This window comes from Serratia nevei (genome assembly GCF_037948395.1).
GTDB lineage: Bacteria > Pseudomonadota > Gammaproteobacteria > Enterobacterales > Enterobacteriaceae > Serratia > Serratia nevei.
Window position 1 is genome coordinate 1,490,306 of record NZ_CP149940.1, and the last position, 16,723, is coordinate 1,507,028.

A 16,723-nucleotide genomic window follows, 5' to 3' on the forward strand; every position below is an offset into this window, starting at 1 on the left:
TTTAGATAAGAGTTGAATGGCGCTCTCCTCCGCAGTTAAAGATCAGATTGGCCAGTGGTACAAAGCCCTGCAGCAGCAAATACCGGATTTTATTTCCCGCGCGCCCCAGCGCCAGATGATCGCCGAGGTGGCGAAGACGCTGGCCGGTGACTACCCGCGCCATCTGGCGATCGAGGCGCCGACCGGCGTCGGTAAAACGCTGTCTTACCTGATCCCGGGTATCGCCGTCGGGCGGGCGGAGAGCAAACCGCTGGTGGTCAGCACCGCCAACGTGGCGCTGCAGGATCAGATCTACAGCAAGGATTTGCCGCTGCTGAAGAAGATTATCCCCGATCTGAAATTTACCGGCGCCTTTGGCCGCGGGCGCTACGTGTGCCCGCGCAACCTGGCGGCGATGAGCACCGACGTCAGCCAACAGGGCGATCTGACGCTGTTCCTCGACGACGAGCTGGCGCCGTCCAGCGGCGAAGAGCAGGCGCTGTGCCAGAAGCTGACCAAGGCGCTGGCCCGCTTCGAGTGGGACGGGCTGCGCGATCACTATCAACAGAGCATCGACGATCCGCTGTGGGCCAAGCTGAGCACCGACAAGGCCAACTGCCTGGGTCGCAACTGCCACTATATTCGCGAATGTCCGTTCTATATCGCCCGCAAAGAGATCGAGAGCGCCGACGTGGTGGTGGCCAACCACGCCCTGGTGATGGCAGCGCTGGAGACGGAATCGGTGCTGCCGAACCCGAAAGAGTTGCTGCTGGTGCTGGACGAAGGCCACCATTTGCCGGAGGTGGCGCGCGATGCGCTGGAGATCGACGGGGAAATCACCGCGCTCTCGACCAACCTGCAGCTGGACATGATCGTGCGCCAGGTTGAGCAGTGCATGACGCAGTACCGGCCGAAGAATCCGCCGGGGCTGGCCAACAGCGAGCGGCTGAAGAACCATTGCGAGGAGCTGCGCGAGCTGGTGCAGATCTTCGAGCATCAGGTCAGCGCTTACCTGCCCGGCGACAGCGTGGCGGCCGAGCACCGTTTCGAGATGGGCGAGCTGCCGGCGGAGATGGTGGAGAGCTGCGCGCGGCTGTTCAAACTGACCGATGCGCTGCGCGGGCTGGCGGAGTTCGTGCTTAACGATCTCACCGAGCAGACCGGCAAGCACGACATCGTGCGCCTGCACCGGTCGATCATTCAGATGAGCCGCACGCTGGGCTATCTGGAAGCGATGAGCAAGCTGTGGCGGCTGGCGGCGCTCGACAAGTCGTCCAACGCGCCGATCTCCAAATGGGTCACGCGCGAGCTGCGCGATAACGTTACCCATCTCTACCTGCACTGCGTCGGCATCCGCGTCAGCGACCAGCTGGAGAAGCTGCTGTGGCGCAAGGTGCCGCACGTGGTGGTCACCTCGGCCACGCTGCGTTCGCTGAACAGCTTCGCGCGTTTGCAGGAGATGAGCGGGTTGAGCGAGAAGGCCGGCGATCGCTTCGAAACGCTCTCTTCGCCGTTCAATCATGTCGAACAGGGCAAGATTGTCATTCCGCAAATGCGCTATGAACCGGCGCTCGCCAACGAGGCGGAGCACCTCGAGGAGATGGCGCGATGTTTCCGCGCCGAGCAGGCGAGCGGCAAACACAAAGGCATGCTGATCCTGTTCAGCAGCCACCGGGCGATGCAGACTTTCCTCAGCTACGTGACCGATCTGCGGCTGATGCTGCTGGTGCAGGGCGACCAGCCGCGCTACCGGCTGGTGGAAGAACACCGCAAGCGGGTGGAGAAGGGCGTCGCCAGCGTGCTGGTGGGGCTGCAATCGTTCGCCGAAGGGTTGGATCTGAAAGGCGAGCTGCTGACCCAGGTACACATTCACAAAATTGCGTTCCCGCCGATCGACAGCCCGGTGATCATTACCGAAGGCGAGTGGCTGAAATCGCTGAAGCGCTATCCTTTCGAAGTGCAGAGCCTGCCGAGCGCTTCGTTCAACCTGATCCAGCAGGTCGGCCGCCTGATCCGCAGCAACCAATGCTACGGCGAGATCGTGATCTACGATCGTCGGCTGTTGACCAAAAACTACGGTTCGCGGCTGTTGGCGTCGCTGCCGGTGTTCCCGATCGAACAGCGCGCGGTGCCGGAGGCCGACAAGGCGCATCTGGCGGCGCTGAAATCCGCCGCCGACGCGGCCAAAAAAGAGAAGAAGCGCGGCAACCCGTTTGCCCGCAAGCGGCGGCGTTAATCAGAGCAGCGGCGGCAGGCGGCGTTTGACCGGCGTGGTTTTCACGATCGAGGTGTTGCTCTGCGCATGCTCGGCCAGCCGATCGAGGGTGTGGTCGAGCTGTTCCATCGAGTGCGCCACCAGCCGCACGATAAAGCAGTCTTCGCCGGTCACCTTATCGCACTCGACCACTTCCGGGATCGCCTGAATCAGCTGTTCAACCTTCTTCAGCATGCTCGGCAGCGGCTTGATACGCACCAGTGACTCGAAGGCGTAGCCCACCGCCTGCAGATTGACGTTCAGGGTATAGCCCTGGATCACGCCGCTTTCCTCCAGCCGCCGCAGCCTTTCCGACGTGCTCGGCGATGACAGCCCCACCTGCGCGCTCAGCGTCTTCAACGACGCGCGTGCGTCCTGCGCCAAAAGAGTCAGGATCTGGCGATCGATATCATCCATAACGCCTCCGTTAGGTATTTTCTTTATTATAGCTACGAGAAAAAGGCAGTTAAGCATATCTGCCTTTTTTATGCTATGGAAAGCCGTCCCACGAAGCCGCAAGCTATGCCTCTGGGCAAGTTTGGAGGAACGCAGGATGAATGCAGAGATAAAACGCGGCTCGCTGGAGATGACGGCGGCGATGCTGATTTCCGGCTCCATCGGCTGGTTTGTGCTGATGTCCGGCCAGCCGGTGGTCAACGTGGTGTTTTGGCGCTGCGCGGTGGGGGCGCTGGTGCTGCTGGCGGTGTGCGGCGCGCTGGGGCAGCTGCGGCGCGATGCGCTGACGCGCGCCACGCTGCTGCTGGCGATCGCCGGCGGCGTCGCGCTGGTGATCAACTGGCTGCTGCTGTTTGCCGCCTATTCCTATGCCTCTATCTCCATCGCCACGGCGGTGTACAACACCCAGCCGTTTATACTGGTGGGGCTGGGGGCGCTGTTTCTGGGGGAGCGGCTGACCGCCCGCAAGCTGCTGTGGCTGGGGCTGGCGTTCGGCGGCATGATGCTGGTGGTGCTGGCGCAGCCGCGGCAGGCGGGGGAACAGAGTCATTATTTGGCGGGCATCGCGCTGGCGCTCGGGGCGGCGTTTTTCTACGCCCTGATGGCGCTGGCGGCCAAGCGGCTGAAGGGCACGCCGCCGCATCTTATTGCTCTGATCCAGGTGGCGGTGGGGGCGGTGATGCTGTTGCCGCTGGTGGATTTCCACGTTTCGGCCAGCGTTGGGCAGTGGGGAATGCTGGCGACGCTCGGCGTGCTGCACACCGGCCTGATGTATGTGTTGATGTACGGCGCCCTGCAGAAGCTGCCGACCAACCTGATCGGCTCACTGTCGTTCATCTACCCGGTCGCCGCCATGCTGGTGGATCGCCTGGCGTTTGGCCACCGCCTGTCGGCGTGGCAGCTGCTGGGCGCGGCGATCATTCTGCTGGCGGCGGCGGGCATGAACCTGCTGGGCGAGCGGCGAGCGCGGCTGCTGCCGGCCTCGGACGGCCGGCGCGCCGGCTGATGCTCAGTTCGTTTTTTTCAGCCGGCGCCATAACGTGGTGCGGCTGATCCCGAGCAACCGGGCGGCGGCGGCGTGGTCGCCCCCGCACCGCGCCAGCGCTTCATGAGCGGAGAGGGGCGCTACCGGCGTCTCGGGCTGAGTGCCCGTCGCCAGCTCCGGCAGCAGCCAGCGTAGCGTCTCGCCGCTCGGTGCGGCGCCGGTGCTCAGCATCAGCGCCACCCGCTCCATCATGTTGCGCAGTTCGCGCAGGTTGCCGGGCCAGGCGTAATGACTCAGCGCGGCGTAACAGCCGGCCATGGCGGCGCGCAGCGGCTCCGTCAGCGGCACGTCGAGCGCCGCCAGTGACCGTTTCAGAAAGTGTTCCGCCAGCATCGCGATATCGTCGCCGCGCGCCCGCAGCGGCGGCAGCTGCAGCCGCAGGGCGCTCAGGCGGTAGAACAGATCGGCGCGAAAGTCGCCCCGTTGAATCGCCTGCTCCAGGTGGTTGTGGGTGGCGCTGATGACGCGAAAGTCGACCGCCACCGGCTGCTGCCCGCCGACCCGGGTGACGGCCTTCTCTTCCAGCGCACGCAGCAGCCGGGTTTGCAGGTGCAGCGGCATTTCGCCGATCTCATCCAGAAACAGGGTGCCACCGTTGGCGGTTTCCAGCAGCCCGCGTCGGCCGCCGCGCCGTGAGCCGGTAAAGGCGCCTTCCTCATAGCCGAACAGCTCCGCCTCCAGCAGCGATTCGGCGATGGCGCCGCAGTTGATGGCGACGAACGGCGGTGTCGCGCCCCTGGCCGGTGCGCCGCGCCGGGAAAAGTATTCCCGGTGGATCGCCTGCGCCGCCAGCTCCTTGCCGGTGCCGGTTTCTCCTTCAATTAATACCGCCGCCGGCGAGCGGGCGTACAGCATGATGGTGCGCCGCATCTGCTCCATCTGCGGGGACTTGCCCTGCAAATCGCCCAGCCCGTAGCGCGGTTGCAGGGTATTGCGCGTGGCGTAATCGCCGCCGCGTTTGCCGCCGCCCCGCATCAGGCGCGTCACGTCCAGCGCATCGCTGAAGGCGGCGCGCAGGGTGGCGGCGGAATAGAGAAAAATGGCGGTGAGCCCGGCCTCTTCCGCCAGATCGCTGATGAGGCCGGCGCCGACCACGGCCTGAATGCCGGCGGCTTTCAGCTCGGCGATCTGGCCGCGCGCATCCTCTTCGGTGACGTAGCTGCGCTGCTCCAGCGGCAGATCGAAGGTTTGCTGGAACTCCATTAGCGCGGGCAGAGGGGTCTTATAGGTGATGACGCCGATCCGATCGGCGGTTCTGCGCGCCTTGCTCAGCGCCTGCAGCAGATCGAAACCGCCGGGCTTGACCAGGATGACCGGCACCGACAGGCGGCTTTTCAGGTAGGCGCCGTTGGAGCCGGCGGCGATGATGGCGTCGCAAGGCTCGGTCGCCAGTCGGGCGCGGATGTGCTGCACCGCCTCCTCAAAGCCGAGGCGGATCGGGATGATGGTTGCCAGATGGTCGAACTCGAGGCTGATGTCCCGGAACAGATCGAACAGGCGGGTGATGGAGACGGTCCAGATCACCGGTTTGTCCGGCGTGACGTGATCGCTCATGGTGGGTTACCGAATGGAAGTGGCTGCATTAGGTGTAGCCCGGTTTCAGTGATGTTTCAAATTTACTGTGTGAAACAACGATTGAAACGTTAACTGAAACGTTTTTTACCCCTTTGCCAGGCTAATGGCGCTGAAGGTGTTGTAACTCACTTATTTTTATCGCGTTTAATTTTTCCCCTTACCGAAGTACAACCTGGCCCGCCCCTTGCTCTGTCTGTTTCATCTGGCTAATCGGAGAAAACGTCATGACGCTGCGCTCACCCGGGCTCGCCTTTCGTCAGGCCCTGAGTAAAGAAAAACCCCTGCAAATCGCCGGCGCGATCAACGCCAACCATGCGCTGCTGGCCCAGCGGGCCGGATTCCAGGCCATCTACCTTTCCGGCGGCGGCGTGGCGGCCGGTTCGCTGGGGCTGCCGGATCTGGGCATTTCGACCCTGGACGATGTGCTGACCGACATTCGCCGCATCACCGACGTTTGCCCGCTGCCGCTGCTGGTGGATGTGGACAGCGGTTTCGGCGCTTCGGCGTTCAACGTCGCCCGCACGGTGCGATCGGTGAGCAAGGCCGGGGCGGCGGCGCTGCATATCGAAGATCAGGTCGGCGCCAAGCGCTGCGGCCATCGGCCCAATAAGGCCATCGTCTCCACCGAAGAGATGGTGGATCGCATCAAGGCGGCGGTGGATGCGCGCAGCGATCCGGACTTCGTGATCATGGCGCGCACCGACGCGCTGGCAGTGGAGGGGCTGGAGGCGGCCATCGAGCGCGCTCAGGCTTACGTGGCGGCCGGGGCCGACATGCTGTTCCCGGAAGCGATCACCGAACTGAGCATGTACCGCCGCTTCGCTGAAGCGACGCAGGTGCCGATCCTGGCCAATATCACCGAGTTCGGCGCGACGCCGCTGTTTACCACCGACGAGTTGCGCAGCGCTCAGGTGGATATGGCGCTGTATCCGCTGTCGGCCTTCCGGGCGATGAACCGCGCGGCGGAGCGGGTATACCGCGCCCTGCGCGAGGAGGGCACGCAGAAAAGCGTCATCGACACCATGCAGACCCGCAACGAGCTGTACGAAAGCATCAACTACTATTTGTTCGAAGAGAAACTCGACGCTCTGTTCGCTCGCCAGCGCGACGAATAAGCGCCATTCACGCAGAAGCCAAACGAGGACAGTATGAGCCAAGCGATCCCCCCGCAAAGCCCGACTGGCGATAAGCCGAAAAAATCCGTGGCGTTATCCGGCGTGCCCGCCGGGAATACCGCGCTGTGCTCCGTAGGGCGCAGCGGCAACGATCTGCACTATCGCGGTTACGACATTCTCGATCTCGCGCGCCACTGCGAGTTTGAAGAGGTTGCCCACCTGCTGATCCACGGCAAATTGCCCAACCGCGATGAGCTGCAGGCCTACAAACACCGTCTCAAAGCGCTGCGCGGCCTGCCCGCCAGCGTGCGCACGGTGCTTGAGGCATTGCCTGCGGCGTCTCACCCGATGGACGTGATGCGCACCGGCGTCTCGGCCCTAGGCTGCACGCTGCCGGAAAAAGAGCAGCACGGCGCGGCCGGCGCGCGCGACATTGCCGACCGGCTGCTGGCCTCGCTGGGATCGATGCTGCTGTATTGGTATCACTACAGCCACAACGGCGAGCGCATTCAGCCGGAGACCGACGACGATTCCATCGGCGGCCACTTCCTGCACCTGCTGCACGGCGAAGCGCCTTCCGCCAGTTGGGAACAGGCGATGCACGCTTCCTTGATCCTGTACGCCGAGCATGAATTCAACGCCTCGACCTTCGCCGGCCGGGTGATCGCCGGCACCGGATCCGACGTCTATTCGGCGATCGTCGGCGCCATTGGCGCGCTGCGCGGGCCGAAACACGGCGGCGCCAACGAGGTGTCGCTGGAGATCCAGCAACGTTATGAAACGCCGGACGAAGCGGAAGCCGACATTCGCCGCCGCATCGACAACAAAGAGGTGGTGATCGGCTTCGGGCACCCGGTGTACACCGTTTCCGATCCGCGCCATCAGGTGATCAAAGAGATCGCGCTGCGCCTGTCGCAGGAAGCGGGGGCGATGAAGCTGTATGACATCGCCGATCGGCTGGAAAGCGTGATGCGCGACACCAAAAAGATGTTCCCCAACCTCGACTGGTTCTCGGCGGTGTCTTATCACCAGCTGGGGGTGCCCACCGAAATGTTCACGCCGCTGTTTGTCATGGCGCGGGTGAGCGGCTGGTCGGCGCACATCATCGAGCAACGGCAGGACAACAAAATCATTCGCCCGTCCGCCAACTATACCGGGCCGGAAGCGCGGGCGTTCGTACCGCTGGATCAGCGCTGAGCGCCGGTCGTTATTCACTATGGAGCCTTTGGGAATCATGATGCTTGAGTCTGCCAATACCCGCCGTCCGCCGTTCGATCGCGAAATGGTCGATATCGTCGATTATGTGATGAAAGAGGCCGTCGATACCCCGGCGGCGTACCGCACCGCCCACTATTGCCTGCTCGATACCCTCGGCTGCGGGCTGGAGGCGCTGAGCTATCCGGCCTGCAAGAAACTGATGGGGCCGGTGGTGCCGGGCGCCGAGGTGCTGAACGGCAGCCGGGTGCCGGGCACCCGCTTCCAGCTGGATCCGGTGCAGGCGGCGTTCAATATCGGCGCCATGATCCGCTGGCTCGACTTCAACGACACCTGGCTGGCGGCGGAGTGGGGCCACCCGTCGGACAACCTGGGCGGGATCCTGGCGGTGGCCGACTGGCTCTCGCGCCAGGCGGTGGCGGCGGGCAAGGTGCCGCTGACCATGCGGCAGGTGTTGATCGCCATGATCAAGGCGCATGAGATCCAGGGTTGTCTGGCGCTGGAAAACGCCTTCAACCGGGTGGGGTTGGATCACGTGCTGCTGGTGAAGGTGGCGTCTACCGCGGTGGTGGCGCAGCTGCTCGGCCTGAGCCGGGCGGAGATCCTGAATGCGGTGTCGCTGGCGTGGGTGGACGGGCAGTCGCTGCGTACCTATCGCCACGCGCCGAACGCCGGCACCCGCAAATCCTGGGCGGCGGGGGATGCGACCGCCCGCGCGGTGCGGCTGGCGCTGATGGCCGCCACCGGCGAGATGGGCTACCCCTCGGCGCTGACGGCGCCGACCTGGGGGTTCTACGACGTCTCTTTCAACGGCAAGCCTTTCCGCTTCCAGCGGCCGTACGGCGCGTACGTGATGGAGAACGTGCTGTTTAAAATTTCGTTCCCGGCGGAGTTCCATGCCCAGACCGCCGTGGAGGCGGCCATGACGCTGCACCGCTTGATGCAGGCCGCCGGTAAAACCGCCGCCGACATCGCCAGGGTGAGCATCCGCACTCACGAGGCTTGCCTGCGTATTATCGACAAGCAGGGGCCATTGGATAACCCGGCGGATCGCGATCACTGCATTCAGTATATGGTGGCGATCCCGCTGCTGTTCGGCCGGCTGACGGCGGCGGACTACGAGGATCGGGTGGCCGAGGATCCGCGCATCGACGCGTTGCGCGGCAAGATCCACTGCCATGAAGATCCCGTCTTCACCCGCGATTATCACGATCCGGAAAAACGCTCGATCGCCAATGCGCTGACGGTGGAGTTCGCCGACGGCAGCCGCCTGGATGAGGTGGCGGTGGAGTACCCTATCGGCCATGCGCGGCGGCGCGAAGAGGGCATCCCACTGCTGATCGAGAAGTTCAAAACCAACCTGGCGCGCCAGTTCCCGGCCCTGCAGCAGCAGCGTATTCTCGAGGTGTCGCTGGACCGGCAGCGGCTGGCGCAGATGCCGGTCAACGAGTATCTCGATCTGTGGGTGATCTGACGCGAGGCGGCGCTGACAAGCCACGTCGGCGTCGCTATGATGGATGCTTCATTCCCCTCCATCTTCTTATCAGGTGATTCATGATTGATGCCGCAACGCTGTTGTTGTTTTCCGGTGCCTGCGTGGCGCTGGCGCTGACCCCCGGCCCGGATATGCTGTTGATCGCTTCGCGCAGCGTCAGCCAGGGGCGGCGCGCCGGTTTCGCTTCGCTGGCGGGCATTCAGCTCGGCACGTATTGCCACGCGTTGGCGGCGGCGCTGGGGTTGTCGCAACTGTTCGTCGCCGTGCCGCTGGCCTACGACGCGGTAAGAATGCTCGGCGCCGCCTATCTGCTCTACCTGGCGTGGAAAACGCTGCGATCCGGCAGCAGTTTGCAGGCTTCCGCCGGGTTGCAGGCGGTGCCGACGGCGCGCATCTTCCGCCAGGGGCTGTTCACCAACATCCTCAACCCGAAAATGGCGCTGTTCGTGCTGGCGCTGTTCCCGCAGTTTATCGATCCGCGTTCAGGCTCGGTGGTGGTGCAGATGCTGGCGCTGGCGACGGTGCTGAATCTGGTGGGGTTGCTGATTAACGGCGGGGTGATCCTGGCGGTCAGCGGCATGAAAAGCCGCTTCGCCGGCCGCCGCTTCAGCGCCCGCTGGCCGAACTACCTGCTGAGCGGGGTATTCGCTGGGCTGGCCTGCAAGCTCATTTTCGACAGCCGCCGCTAACCCTCGCGCAGCAGCGCTTCAAATGCCGCGCTGGCCGGTTCGTCCGGCAGCGCGCTGTACATCACCAGCCGCAGGTGATTCTCTTCGTCGACGATGAAAGAGGCGTGGTCAAAGGTGACCGGGCCGATCTCCGGGACGATGAAGCTGCGCCGCCCCTGGCAGCGCCCGTGGATATCGTGCTGCCGCCAGAGCCGGCGGAACGGCGGCGATACCCGCTCCAGCGCCTGTACCCGTTGGCGCATTACCTCATCCTCCGGCGCGCGGGCATAGTCGCGGCGGAAGCTGGCCAGGATTTGCGGCGCCTGCGCCTCCCACTCCAACAGGCGTTCATTGAGCTGCGGATCGGCAAACAGCATCCACAACATGTTGCGCTCTTCCGCCGGGCGTTCACCGATGGCGAACAGCCGCTGCGCCGCCGGGTTCCAGGCGATGATGTCCCAACTCAGGTTCATGACGTAGGCCGGCCGCAGCACAAGGTCGTCCAGCAGCCGCTGCACCAGCAGTGAGACCTGGCACCACTGATGGCCGACCGGCACCGGCGGCCGCTGATGCGCCAATAAAAACAGGTGGTAGCGGCCGGCGGCGTCGAGCTGCAGCACCCGCGCCAGGTTCTCCAAAAATGCCACCGACGCATTGATTTCCCTGCCTTGTTCCAGCCAGGTGTACCAGGTGAGGCCGACGCCGGCCAGCGCCGCGACCTCCTCGCGCCGCAATCCCGGCGTGCGGCGGCGGCTGCCGCTCGGCAAACCGACCGCCTCCGGCGACAGCTGTTCTCGCTTTTGACGTAGAAAATCCGCCAGTTCGTGGCGGGTGCGCTCGAGGGTACGTGGGGGCATGGCGGCCGTCCTGTTGCTGTTAGTAATAGTATAAATGGCTATATAGTAACAGTTTAAACCCTGTTCCATACTGCGGCCATCATAATCGCTGGAGGTGGTATGGAACATTCATTGTCTCGTGAACGGCGGGCATTGCCCGGCCTGCCGGTGCTGTTGTTGGGCGGTTTTGTCACTGTGTTCGATCTGTTTGTGGTCAACGTGGCGGCGCCGGTGATCCAGCGGCAGTTCGCCGCCGATTTCGCCGGTGTCGGTTTGATCGTCGCCGGTTATGAACTGGCGTTTGGGGTGCTGCTGATCGCCGGCGGGCGTCTGGGCGATCGTTTCGGGCGCCGGCGTCTGTTCAGCCTCGGCATGTTGGGATTTGCGCTGAGCTCTCTGCTGTGCGGGCTGGCGGGATCGCTCAACCTGCTGATCGCGGCGCGTATCCTGCAGGGGGCGGCGGCGGCGCTGCTGTTCCCGCAGATCTACGCCTTGATGCGGGTGCTGTACGCGCCGCAACAGCGGCGGCGCGCCTTTGCCTGGCTGGGCATGATGCTGGGATTGGCGGCGATCTTCGGCCAGATCCTCGGCGGGTTTATCATCGAGGCCAACCTGTTCGGCAGCGGCTGGCGCATGATCTTTTTGATCAATTTGCCGATCGGCGCGCTGGCGCTGTGGGCGGCGCGGCGCATTCCCGAATCGCGGGTGGCGCAGGCGCAGCGGCTGGACGGCGTAGGCCTGTGGCTGGCGGCGATCGGCCTGTCGCTGTTGCTGCTGCCGCTGCTGGAAGGGCCGGCGCGCGGCTGGCCGTGGTGGATAGCGCCGATGCTGGCGTTGGCGATGGTGACGCTGTGGGGCTTCCTGCGGTGGGAGCGCCGTCTGGCGCGGCGCGGCGGTGATGCGGTGCTCGATCCGGCGCTGTTACGCCAGGCAGGCTTCGCGCCGGGCATGGCGGTGGTGCTGGCGATTTATGCCACCGCCTCCTCGTTTTTCTTGTGCTTCGCGCTGCTGCTGCAGGCGGGGGCGGGGCTTACGCCTTTTCAGGCGGGCAGCCTGTTCGCCCCGGCCAGCGCGGCCTTTATGCTGGCGTCGATGCTGGCGCCCCGGCTGGCGCTGCGTTGGGGCAATGGCGTACTGAGCGTGGGCGTAGCGATTTACGCCGCCGGGTTGGCGCTGTTAATGGCCCAGGCGCTGTGGGGCGCGGCACTGGCGCATCCGCTGCGGCTGCTGCCGGGGTTGGTGGTGCTGGGATTCGGCCAGGCGCTGAGCATGACGCCGCTGCTGAATCTGGTGCTCGGTTTGGCGCAGGAGCGGCAGGCGGGCATGGCGGCGGGCCTGGTTGCCACCGTGCAGCAGGTGGGAGGTGCGCTGGGCATCGTGGTCAGCGGCGTCGGCTTCGTGCCGCTGCTGGCAAACGGCGGCGCGGCGGAACGCTATGCGCAGGCCTTTGCCGGCGCCATGGTATTTAATCTGTTGGCGATGGGCATTGCCCTGATCTTGTTAAACCGGATCACTCGAAATAGTCAGAAAGCGGATCTTAAGTAGGCCGCCGGCGGGTGCTTTACTGTGGTCATCATGAGAGAGCGTAAGGAGCCACACTGATGTTTCAACCCGCCGCATTTTGCGAAGACGATCTGGATGCCCAACTGGCGCTGGTGCGCGCCCACCCGTTGGGGCTATTGGTCAGCCACGGTGAGCAGGGATTGACGGCCGATCCGCTGCCGTTTCTGGCCGATGTCGAACAGGGGCAGATCCGGCTGCGGGCGCATCTGTCGCGCGCCAACGCGCACTGGCGGCGGCTGCAGCAGGCGGCGGAATGCCTGGTGATTTTTCAGGGTTTGGAAGGTTATGTGTCGCCCGGCTGGTACCCGAGCAAGCGCCAGACCGGCAAAGTGGTGCCGACCTGGAATTACAGCGTGGTGCAACTGTATGGCGTGCCGACGGTGATGGACGACCCAGCCTGGCTGCGCCGCCAGCTGATCGACCTGACGGCGCAACAGGAAGGGCGCCGCCCGGCGCCCTGGCAGCTCGACGACGCGCCGGCCAACTACATCGCCGCGCAGCTAAAAGGCATTGTCGGTATCGAGATCGCCGTCACCCGGCGCGAAGGCAAATGGAAGATGAGCCAAAACCGCAGCGCCGACGATGCCGATGGGGTGATCGCCGGGCTGCGCGAAGGGGATGAAACGCAGCGGCGGCTGGCGGCGGAGGTTGAGCGGCGGCGCGGATAGGGTATGCTAACCGAAGAGTGAGCAAGGGGAACCTTCGGATGGATTACACCAAAATTATCAAAGAAATAGGCCGCGGCAAAAATCATGCGCGCGACCTGGACCGGCAGACCGCTTTTGAGCTGTATCAGGCGATGCTGGCCGGGGCGGTCCCCGAGCTGGAGCTGGGCGGCATTCTGATCGCGCTGCGCATCAAGGGTGAGGCCGAAGAGGAGATGCTGGGCTTCTACCAGGCGATGCAGCAGCAGGTGTTGCCGCTGCAGGCGCCGCAGGGGCGGCCACTGCCGGTGGTGCTGCCGAGCTACAACGGCGCGCGCAAGCAGGCCAACCTGACGCCGCTGCTGGCGCTGCTGCTCGCGAAAGTGGGCCTGCCGGTGGTGGTGCACGGCGTGCTGGACGACAGTACCCGCGTGACCAGCGCCGAGATTTTTCGCGCCCTGGGGCTGCCGTGGTCGGAACAGGCCGCTCACGCCCAGCAGCGTCTCGATAACGGCGAGGCGGTATTCATGCCGGTTTCCACGCTGTCGGCGCCGCTGGCGCGGCAGCTCGGGTTGCGTTGGCGCATGGGGGTGCGCAACAGCGCCCATACGCTGGCCAAGCTGGCGACGCCGTTTGGCGAACAGGATGCGCTGCGCCTCGCCAGCGTCTCACACCCGGAGTATGTCGGCCGGGTGGCGTCGTTTTTCCGCCAGATCGGCGCCCGCGGGCTGTTGATGCACGGCACCGAAGGCGAGGCCTACGCCAACCCGCTGCGCTGCCCGCAGATTCATTATATTGCCGGCGGCGAACAGCGCGTGTTGCTGGAGCGCACCTTGCAGGATGAAACGCCGACGTTGCCGGCGGCGAAAGACGCGGAAACCACCGCGCGCTGGACCGAGCGCTGCCTGGCGGGCGAGGTGGTGATCCCGCAGGCCATTCAGCAGCAGATCGCCTGTTGCCTGGTGGCCGCCGGCGAGAGCGAGACGCTGGAACAGGGGCTGCAGCGCCTGCATCAGGCCTGAGCGCGACTATACTGGGATATTTCCTCATCGGCTGAGAAGGACGGTTATGCAACAGGCTCTCGATTACTTCAATCAATTGAACCAGGATTACCTCGACGTACACCGCGCCAAAGAAGAGCTGTTCTGGCAAAACTACATGGGCACCGGCGGTGACGACGTGTCGGCGCGCTTTTCCGCCGCGGAAAGCGCCTATAAGCGCTTTATCGCCGAACCGCGCCGGCTGGCGGAGATCCGCAATCTGCTGGCCGGATTGGAAACGCTGTCGCAGGAGGCGCAGCGCGATGCGCTGATCCACGGCCTGCAAGGCTGGCTGCGTTTCTTCGACTGTAACGCCATTGAAGATCCGCAGGCGCAGGCGCTGTTGGATCAGATCATCCACGCCGAATCCGATCTCTACTCGCGCCGCAAGGGCTACCAGGTCACGCACCTGAACGCCGAGGGCCAGCGGGTGGCTGCCTCGCTCGGCGAGCTGCTGACCAACCAGGCGACCAACCCGAACGAAGACTACCGCCTCAGCTCGCAGCAGGCGCTGCGCGACCTGGAGCAATGGCTGCTGCATAACGGCCTGCCGGAGCTGATTGGCCTGCGCAACCGCTTTGCGCGCCAGATGGGCTATCGCAACTATTTCGACTACAAGGTGAACAAAACCGAGCGCATGACGCCGGAGCAGCTGTTCGCCATTCTGGATCGTTTCGAGCGGGAAACCCGCGAGGCCAACGCGCGCAGCCTGCAGCAGCTGGCGGCCGACAAGGGCAGCCAGGCGCTGGAGCCGTGGAACGTGCGCTTCGCCAGCGCCGGCGACGTCACCCGCCAACTGGATCCTTACTTCCCGTTTTCGCGTTCGCTGGAACGCTGGGTCGACAGCTTCAAACGCCTGCACATCGGCTTTGGCGGCGCCGAGATGAACCTCGATCTGCTGGTGCGCAAAGGCAAGTATGAGAACGGCTTTATGCACGGCCCGGTGCCGCCGTTTGTGCGCCAAGGGGAATGGGTGCCGGCGCGCATCAACTTCACCAGCCTGGCGCAGCCGGGGCAGGTGGGCAGCGGGGCTTACGGGCTCAACACGCTGTTCCACGAGGGCGGCCACGCGGCGCATTTCGCCAACATTCGCCAGAATGCGCCGTGCTTCTCGCAGGAGTTCCCGCCGACCTCGATGGCCTATGCCGAAACCCAGTCGATGTTCTGCGACAGCCTGCTGGACGACGCCGACTGGTTGAAACGCTATGCGAAAAACGCCGCCGGCGAAGCGGTACCCGATGCGCTGATCGAAGCCGGCATCGCGGCGCGCCAGCCGATGCGCGCGTTTAACGAACGCCATATCCTGCTGGTGCCGTACTTCGAGTGGGCGCTGTACCAGTGGGATGACGCGCAGCGAACGCCGGAAGCCATCACCGCGCTGGCGCGCGAGGTCGAGCAAAAGATCCTCGGCATCAGCGGCAGCCCGCGCCCGACGCTGGCGATCCCGCATCTGCTGTCGCTGGAGTCTGCCTGCTCTTACCAGGGCTATCTGCTGGCGATGATGGCGGTGGAACAAACCCGCCAGTTCTTCCTGCAGCGCGATGGTTACCTGACGGACAACCCGGCCATCGGCCCGGATCTGGCGCAACACTACTGGTTGCCGGGCAACAGCGTCAGCCATGACGACACGCTGCGCAGCCTGACCGGCGAAGGGTTCAACCCGGGCTCTCTGGCGCAGGCCTGTAACCAGACGGTGGCGCAGGCGTGGCGCGAGGCGCAGCAGACGATGGCCGCCGCCGCCGCGCGCCCGCAGCCGCCGGCGGATTTCGATTTGGAGGCGCACATTCGGGTGGTGGACGGCGAGACGGTATTGGCGGATAACGCCGACGGTGACGAACGGATGTGCCGCGACTTCGCCGCGGCGATAGAGGCGCGTTTGGTTTAAGGCTGACAATAAAATCCACGCGGCAGCGTGGATTTTATTTAATGATTAAAACCGGGCGTTATTTTATTCGAAATAGACGTCGGGATTATCGGCGAGGGACACGAAGCTCTTGGTGTTTCTGTCCAGCGTACGAATTTCGCCGCTTTCGATGTCGTACACCCAGCCGTGCAGGCGCAGCCCGCTGTTGCGCAGACCCACCGCAACAGAAGGGTGGGTTTTGATATTATTTAGCTGGGCGATAACGTTCTCTTCCACCATAGCGTTAACTTTGTCTGTTTCGCTATTCCAGGTTTTCTTCTCGACCACCGCTTTGGCCGCATCCGCGTAGTGCAGCCAGTGGGCAACGGCAGGCATAGGGTCGAGGCATTGGCAGGACGCGATAGCCTTCATGGCGCCACAGTTCGAGTGGCCACAAATCACGATATCAGTCACGCCCAGCGCCACCACCGCGTATTCGATAGTCGCAGAAACCCCACCCGGCTCCGGGCCAAAGGAAGGGACGATGTTACCGGCGTTGCGGATAACGAACAGTTGCCCAGGCTCTTGCTGCGTCACCAGCTCGGGCACCAGGCGGCTGTCAGAACAGGAGATAAACAGCGCTTTAGGATTTTGGCTGGAGGCCAGGCTGCGAAAGAGTTCCTTACGCTGCGGGAAAATCTCTTTCTGGAAACTGAGGAAACCTTCAATAATATGTTGCATACAACGCTCTCTGCATCTGTAGTCTGCGTAACATGATAATCATCCTCTCCCGTTAGTCCAGCAATGGGGTGGTAAAAAAATGTGTGCTCATCCCCCCTGTAAACCCCATTAAATACGGGGTTTCTACCCGTTTTCGGCAGCATTGTCCGGTTCGTTTACGCGTGGAGTGCTGAAGAAGCAGACGGTAAGAAACCAGTTACCTTACTTATTCAAAGAATAAATATATTTTATTTAGTCCATCATAAATAAAAATT

14 protein-coding genes are annotated in these 16,723 nt (G+C 63.8%); 10 read left to right on the forward strand and 4 right to left on the reverse strand.

Annotation, left to right across the window (positions count from 1 at the left end; translation table 11 throughout):
* Positions 1 to 16 precede the first annotated feature (16 nt).
* Entirely contained in the window at positions 17 to 2,215 is a 2,199-nt protein-coding gene (gene dinG, locus V8N38_RS07105) for an ATP-dependent DNA helicase DinG (RefSeq protein WP_033637643.1), read from the forward strand.
* Here the strand turns inward: dinG and V8N38_RS07110 are convergent, their stop codons facing one another.
* Positions 2,216 to 2,650 carry an Lrp/AsnC family transcriptional regulator gene (locus tag V8N38_RS07110; protein ID WP_147839568.1) on the reverse strand — a complete coding sequence of 145 codons (435 nt, stop codon included), beginning with the start codon at positions 2,648 to 2,650 and terminating at the stop codon, positions 2,216 to 2,218.
* A 136-nt stretch (positions 2,651 to 2,786) separates the two neighbouring features.
* On the opposite strand from V8N38_RS07110, the gene V8N38_RS07115 reads away from it, so the two are divergent.
* Positions 2,787 to 3,695, forward strand: coding sequence for a DMT family transporter (locus V8N38_RS07115; protein ID WP_060421219.1), 909 nt, complete (start codon positions 2,787 to 2,789; stop codon positions 3,693 to 3,695).
* A 3-nt stretch (positions 3,696 to 3,698) separates the two neighbouring features.
* Here V8N38_RS07115 and prpR read toward each other — a convergent pair whose 3' ends face one another.
* Positions 3,699 to 5,288 (reverse strand): propionate catabolism operon regulatory protein PrpR, encoded by a 1,590-nt coding sequence (prpR, locus tag V8N38_RS07120; protein ID WP_147839567.1) that lies wholly within the window; start codon positions 5,286 to 5,288, stop codon positions 3,699 to 3,701.
* Between the two features lie 245 nt (positions 5,289 to 5,533).
* Between prpR and prpB the strand changes: the two genes are divergently transcribed.
* The 4 genes from prpB to V8N38_RS07140 all read left to right on the forward strand — a co-directional run bounded on the left by prpB (position 5,534) and on the right by V8N38_RS07140 (position 9,823).
* Entirely contained in the window at positions 5,534 to 6,424 is an 891-nt protein-coding gene (gene prpB, locus V8N38_RS07125) for a methylisocitrate lyase (protein WP_147839566.1), read from the forward strand.
* Between the two features lie 33 nt (positions 6,425 to 6,457).
* Positions 6,458 to 7,621 (forward strand): 2-methylcitrate synthase, encoded by a 1,164-nt coding sequence (gene prpC / locus V8N38_RS07130; RefSeq protein WP_049200932.1) that lies wholly within the window; start codon positions 6,458 to 6,460, stop codon positions 7,619 to 7,621.
* A gap of 40 nt (positions 7,622 to 7,661) precedes the next feature.
* On the forward strand, positions 7,662 to 9,113 hold the full coding sequence (locus tag V8N38_RS07135; RefSeq protein WP_147839637.1) for a bifunctional 2-methylcitrate dehydratase/aconitate hydratase: 1,452 nt from the start codon (positions 7,662 to 7,664) through the stop codon (positions 9,111 to 9,113).
* 80 nt (positions 9,114 to 9,193) lie between these two features.
* Entirely contained in the window at positions 9,194 to 9,823 is a 630-nt protein-coding gene (locus V8N38_RS07140; RefSeq protein WP_048321374.1) for a LysE family translocator, read from the forward strand.
* Here V8N38_RS07140 and V8N38_RS07145 read toward each other — a convergent pair.
* Positions 9,820 to 10,659: a helix-turn-helix transcriptional regulator gene (locus V8N38_RS07145; RefSeq protein ID WP_147839565.1), complete on the reverse strand. Its 840-nt coding sequence runs from the start codon at positions 10,657 to 10,659 to the stop codon at positions 9,820 to 9,822. The genes V8N38_RS07140 and V8N38_RS07145 overlap by 4 nt on opposite strands.
* Positions 10,660 to 10,758: 99 nt before the next feature.
* Here V8N38_RS07145 and V8N38_RS07150 point away from each other — a divergent pair, with 99 nt between their 5' ends.
* Genes V8N38_RS07150 through V8N38_RS07165 form a run of 4 tightly spaced genes read left to right on the forward strand, consistent with a single transcriptional unit; the run spans position 10,759 to position 15,770 of the window.
* Entirely contained in the window at positions 10,759 to 12,183 is a 1,425-nt protein-coding gene (locus V8N38_RS07150) for an MFS transporter (RefSeq protein ID WP_147839564.1), read from the forward strand.
* Between the two features lie 56 nt (positions 12,184 to 12,239).
* Positions 12,240 to 12,869 carry an FMN-binding negative transcriptional regulator gene (locus V8N38_RS07155; protein WP_147839563.1) on the forward strand — a complete coding sequence of 210 codons (630 nt, stop codon included), beginning with the start codon at positions 12,240 to 12,242 and terminating at the stop codon, positions 12,867 to 12,869.
* 38 nt (positions 12,870 to 12,907) lie between these two features.
* A complete protein-coding gene (gene ybiB / locus V8N38_RS07160; RefSeq protein WP_147839562.1) occupies positions 12,908 to 13,867 on the forward strand; it encodes a DNA-binding protein YbiB in 960 nt (319 codons plus the stop codon).
* Positions 13,868 to 13,913: 46 nt separating this feature from the next.
* Positions 13,914 to 15,770 carry a M3 family metallopeptidase gene (locus V8N38_RS07165; protein WP_147839561.1) on the forward strand — a complete coding sequence of 619 codons (1,857 nt, stop codon included), beginning with the start codon at positions 13,914 to 13,916 and terminating at the stop codon, positions 15,768 to 15,770.
* 63 nt (positions 15,771 to 15,833) lie between these two features.
* Here V8N38_RS07165 and V8N38_RS07170 read toward each other — a convergent pair whose 3' ends face one another.
* Positions 15,834 to 16,469 carry a carbonic anhydrase gene (locus V8N38_RS07170; protein ID WP_004939270.1) on the reverse strand — a complete coding sequence of 212 codons (636 nt, stop codon included), beginning with the start codon at positions 16,467 to 16,469 and terminating at the stop codon, positions 15,834 to 15,836.
* Positions 16,470 to 16,723 lie beyond the last annotated feature (254 nt).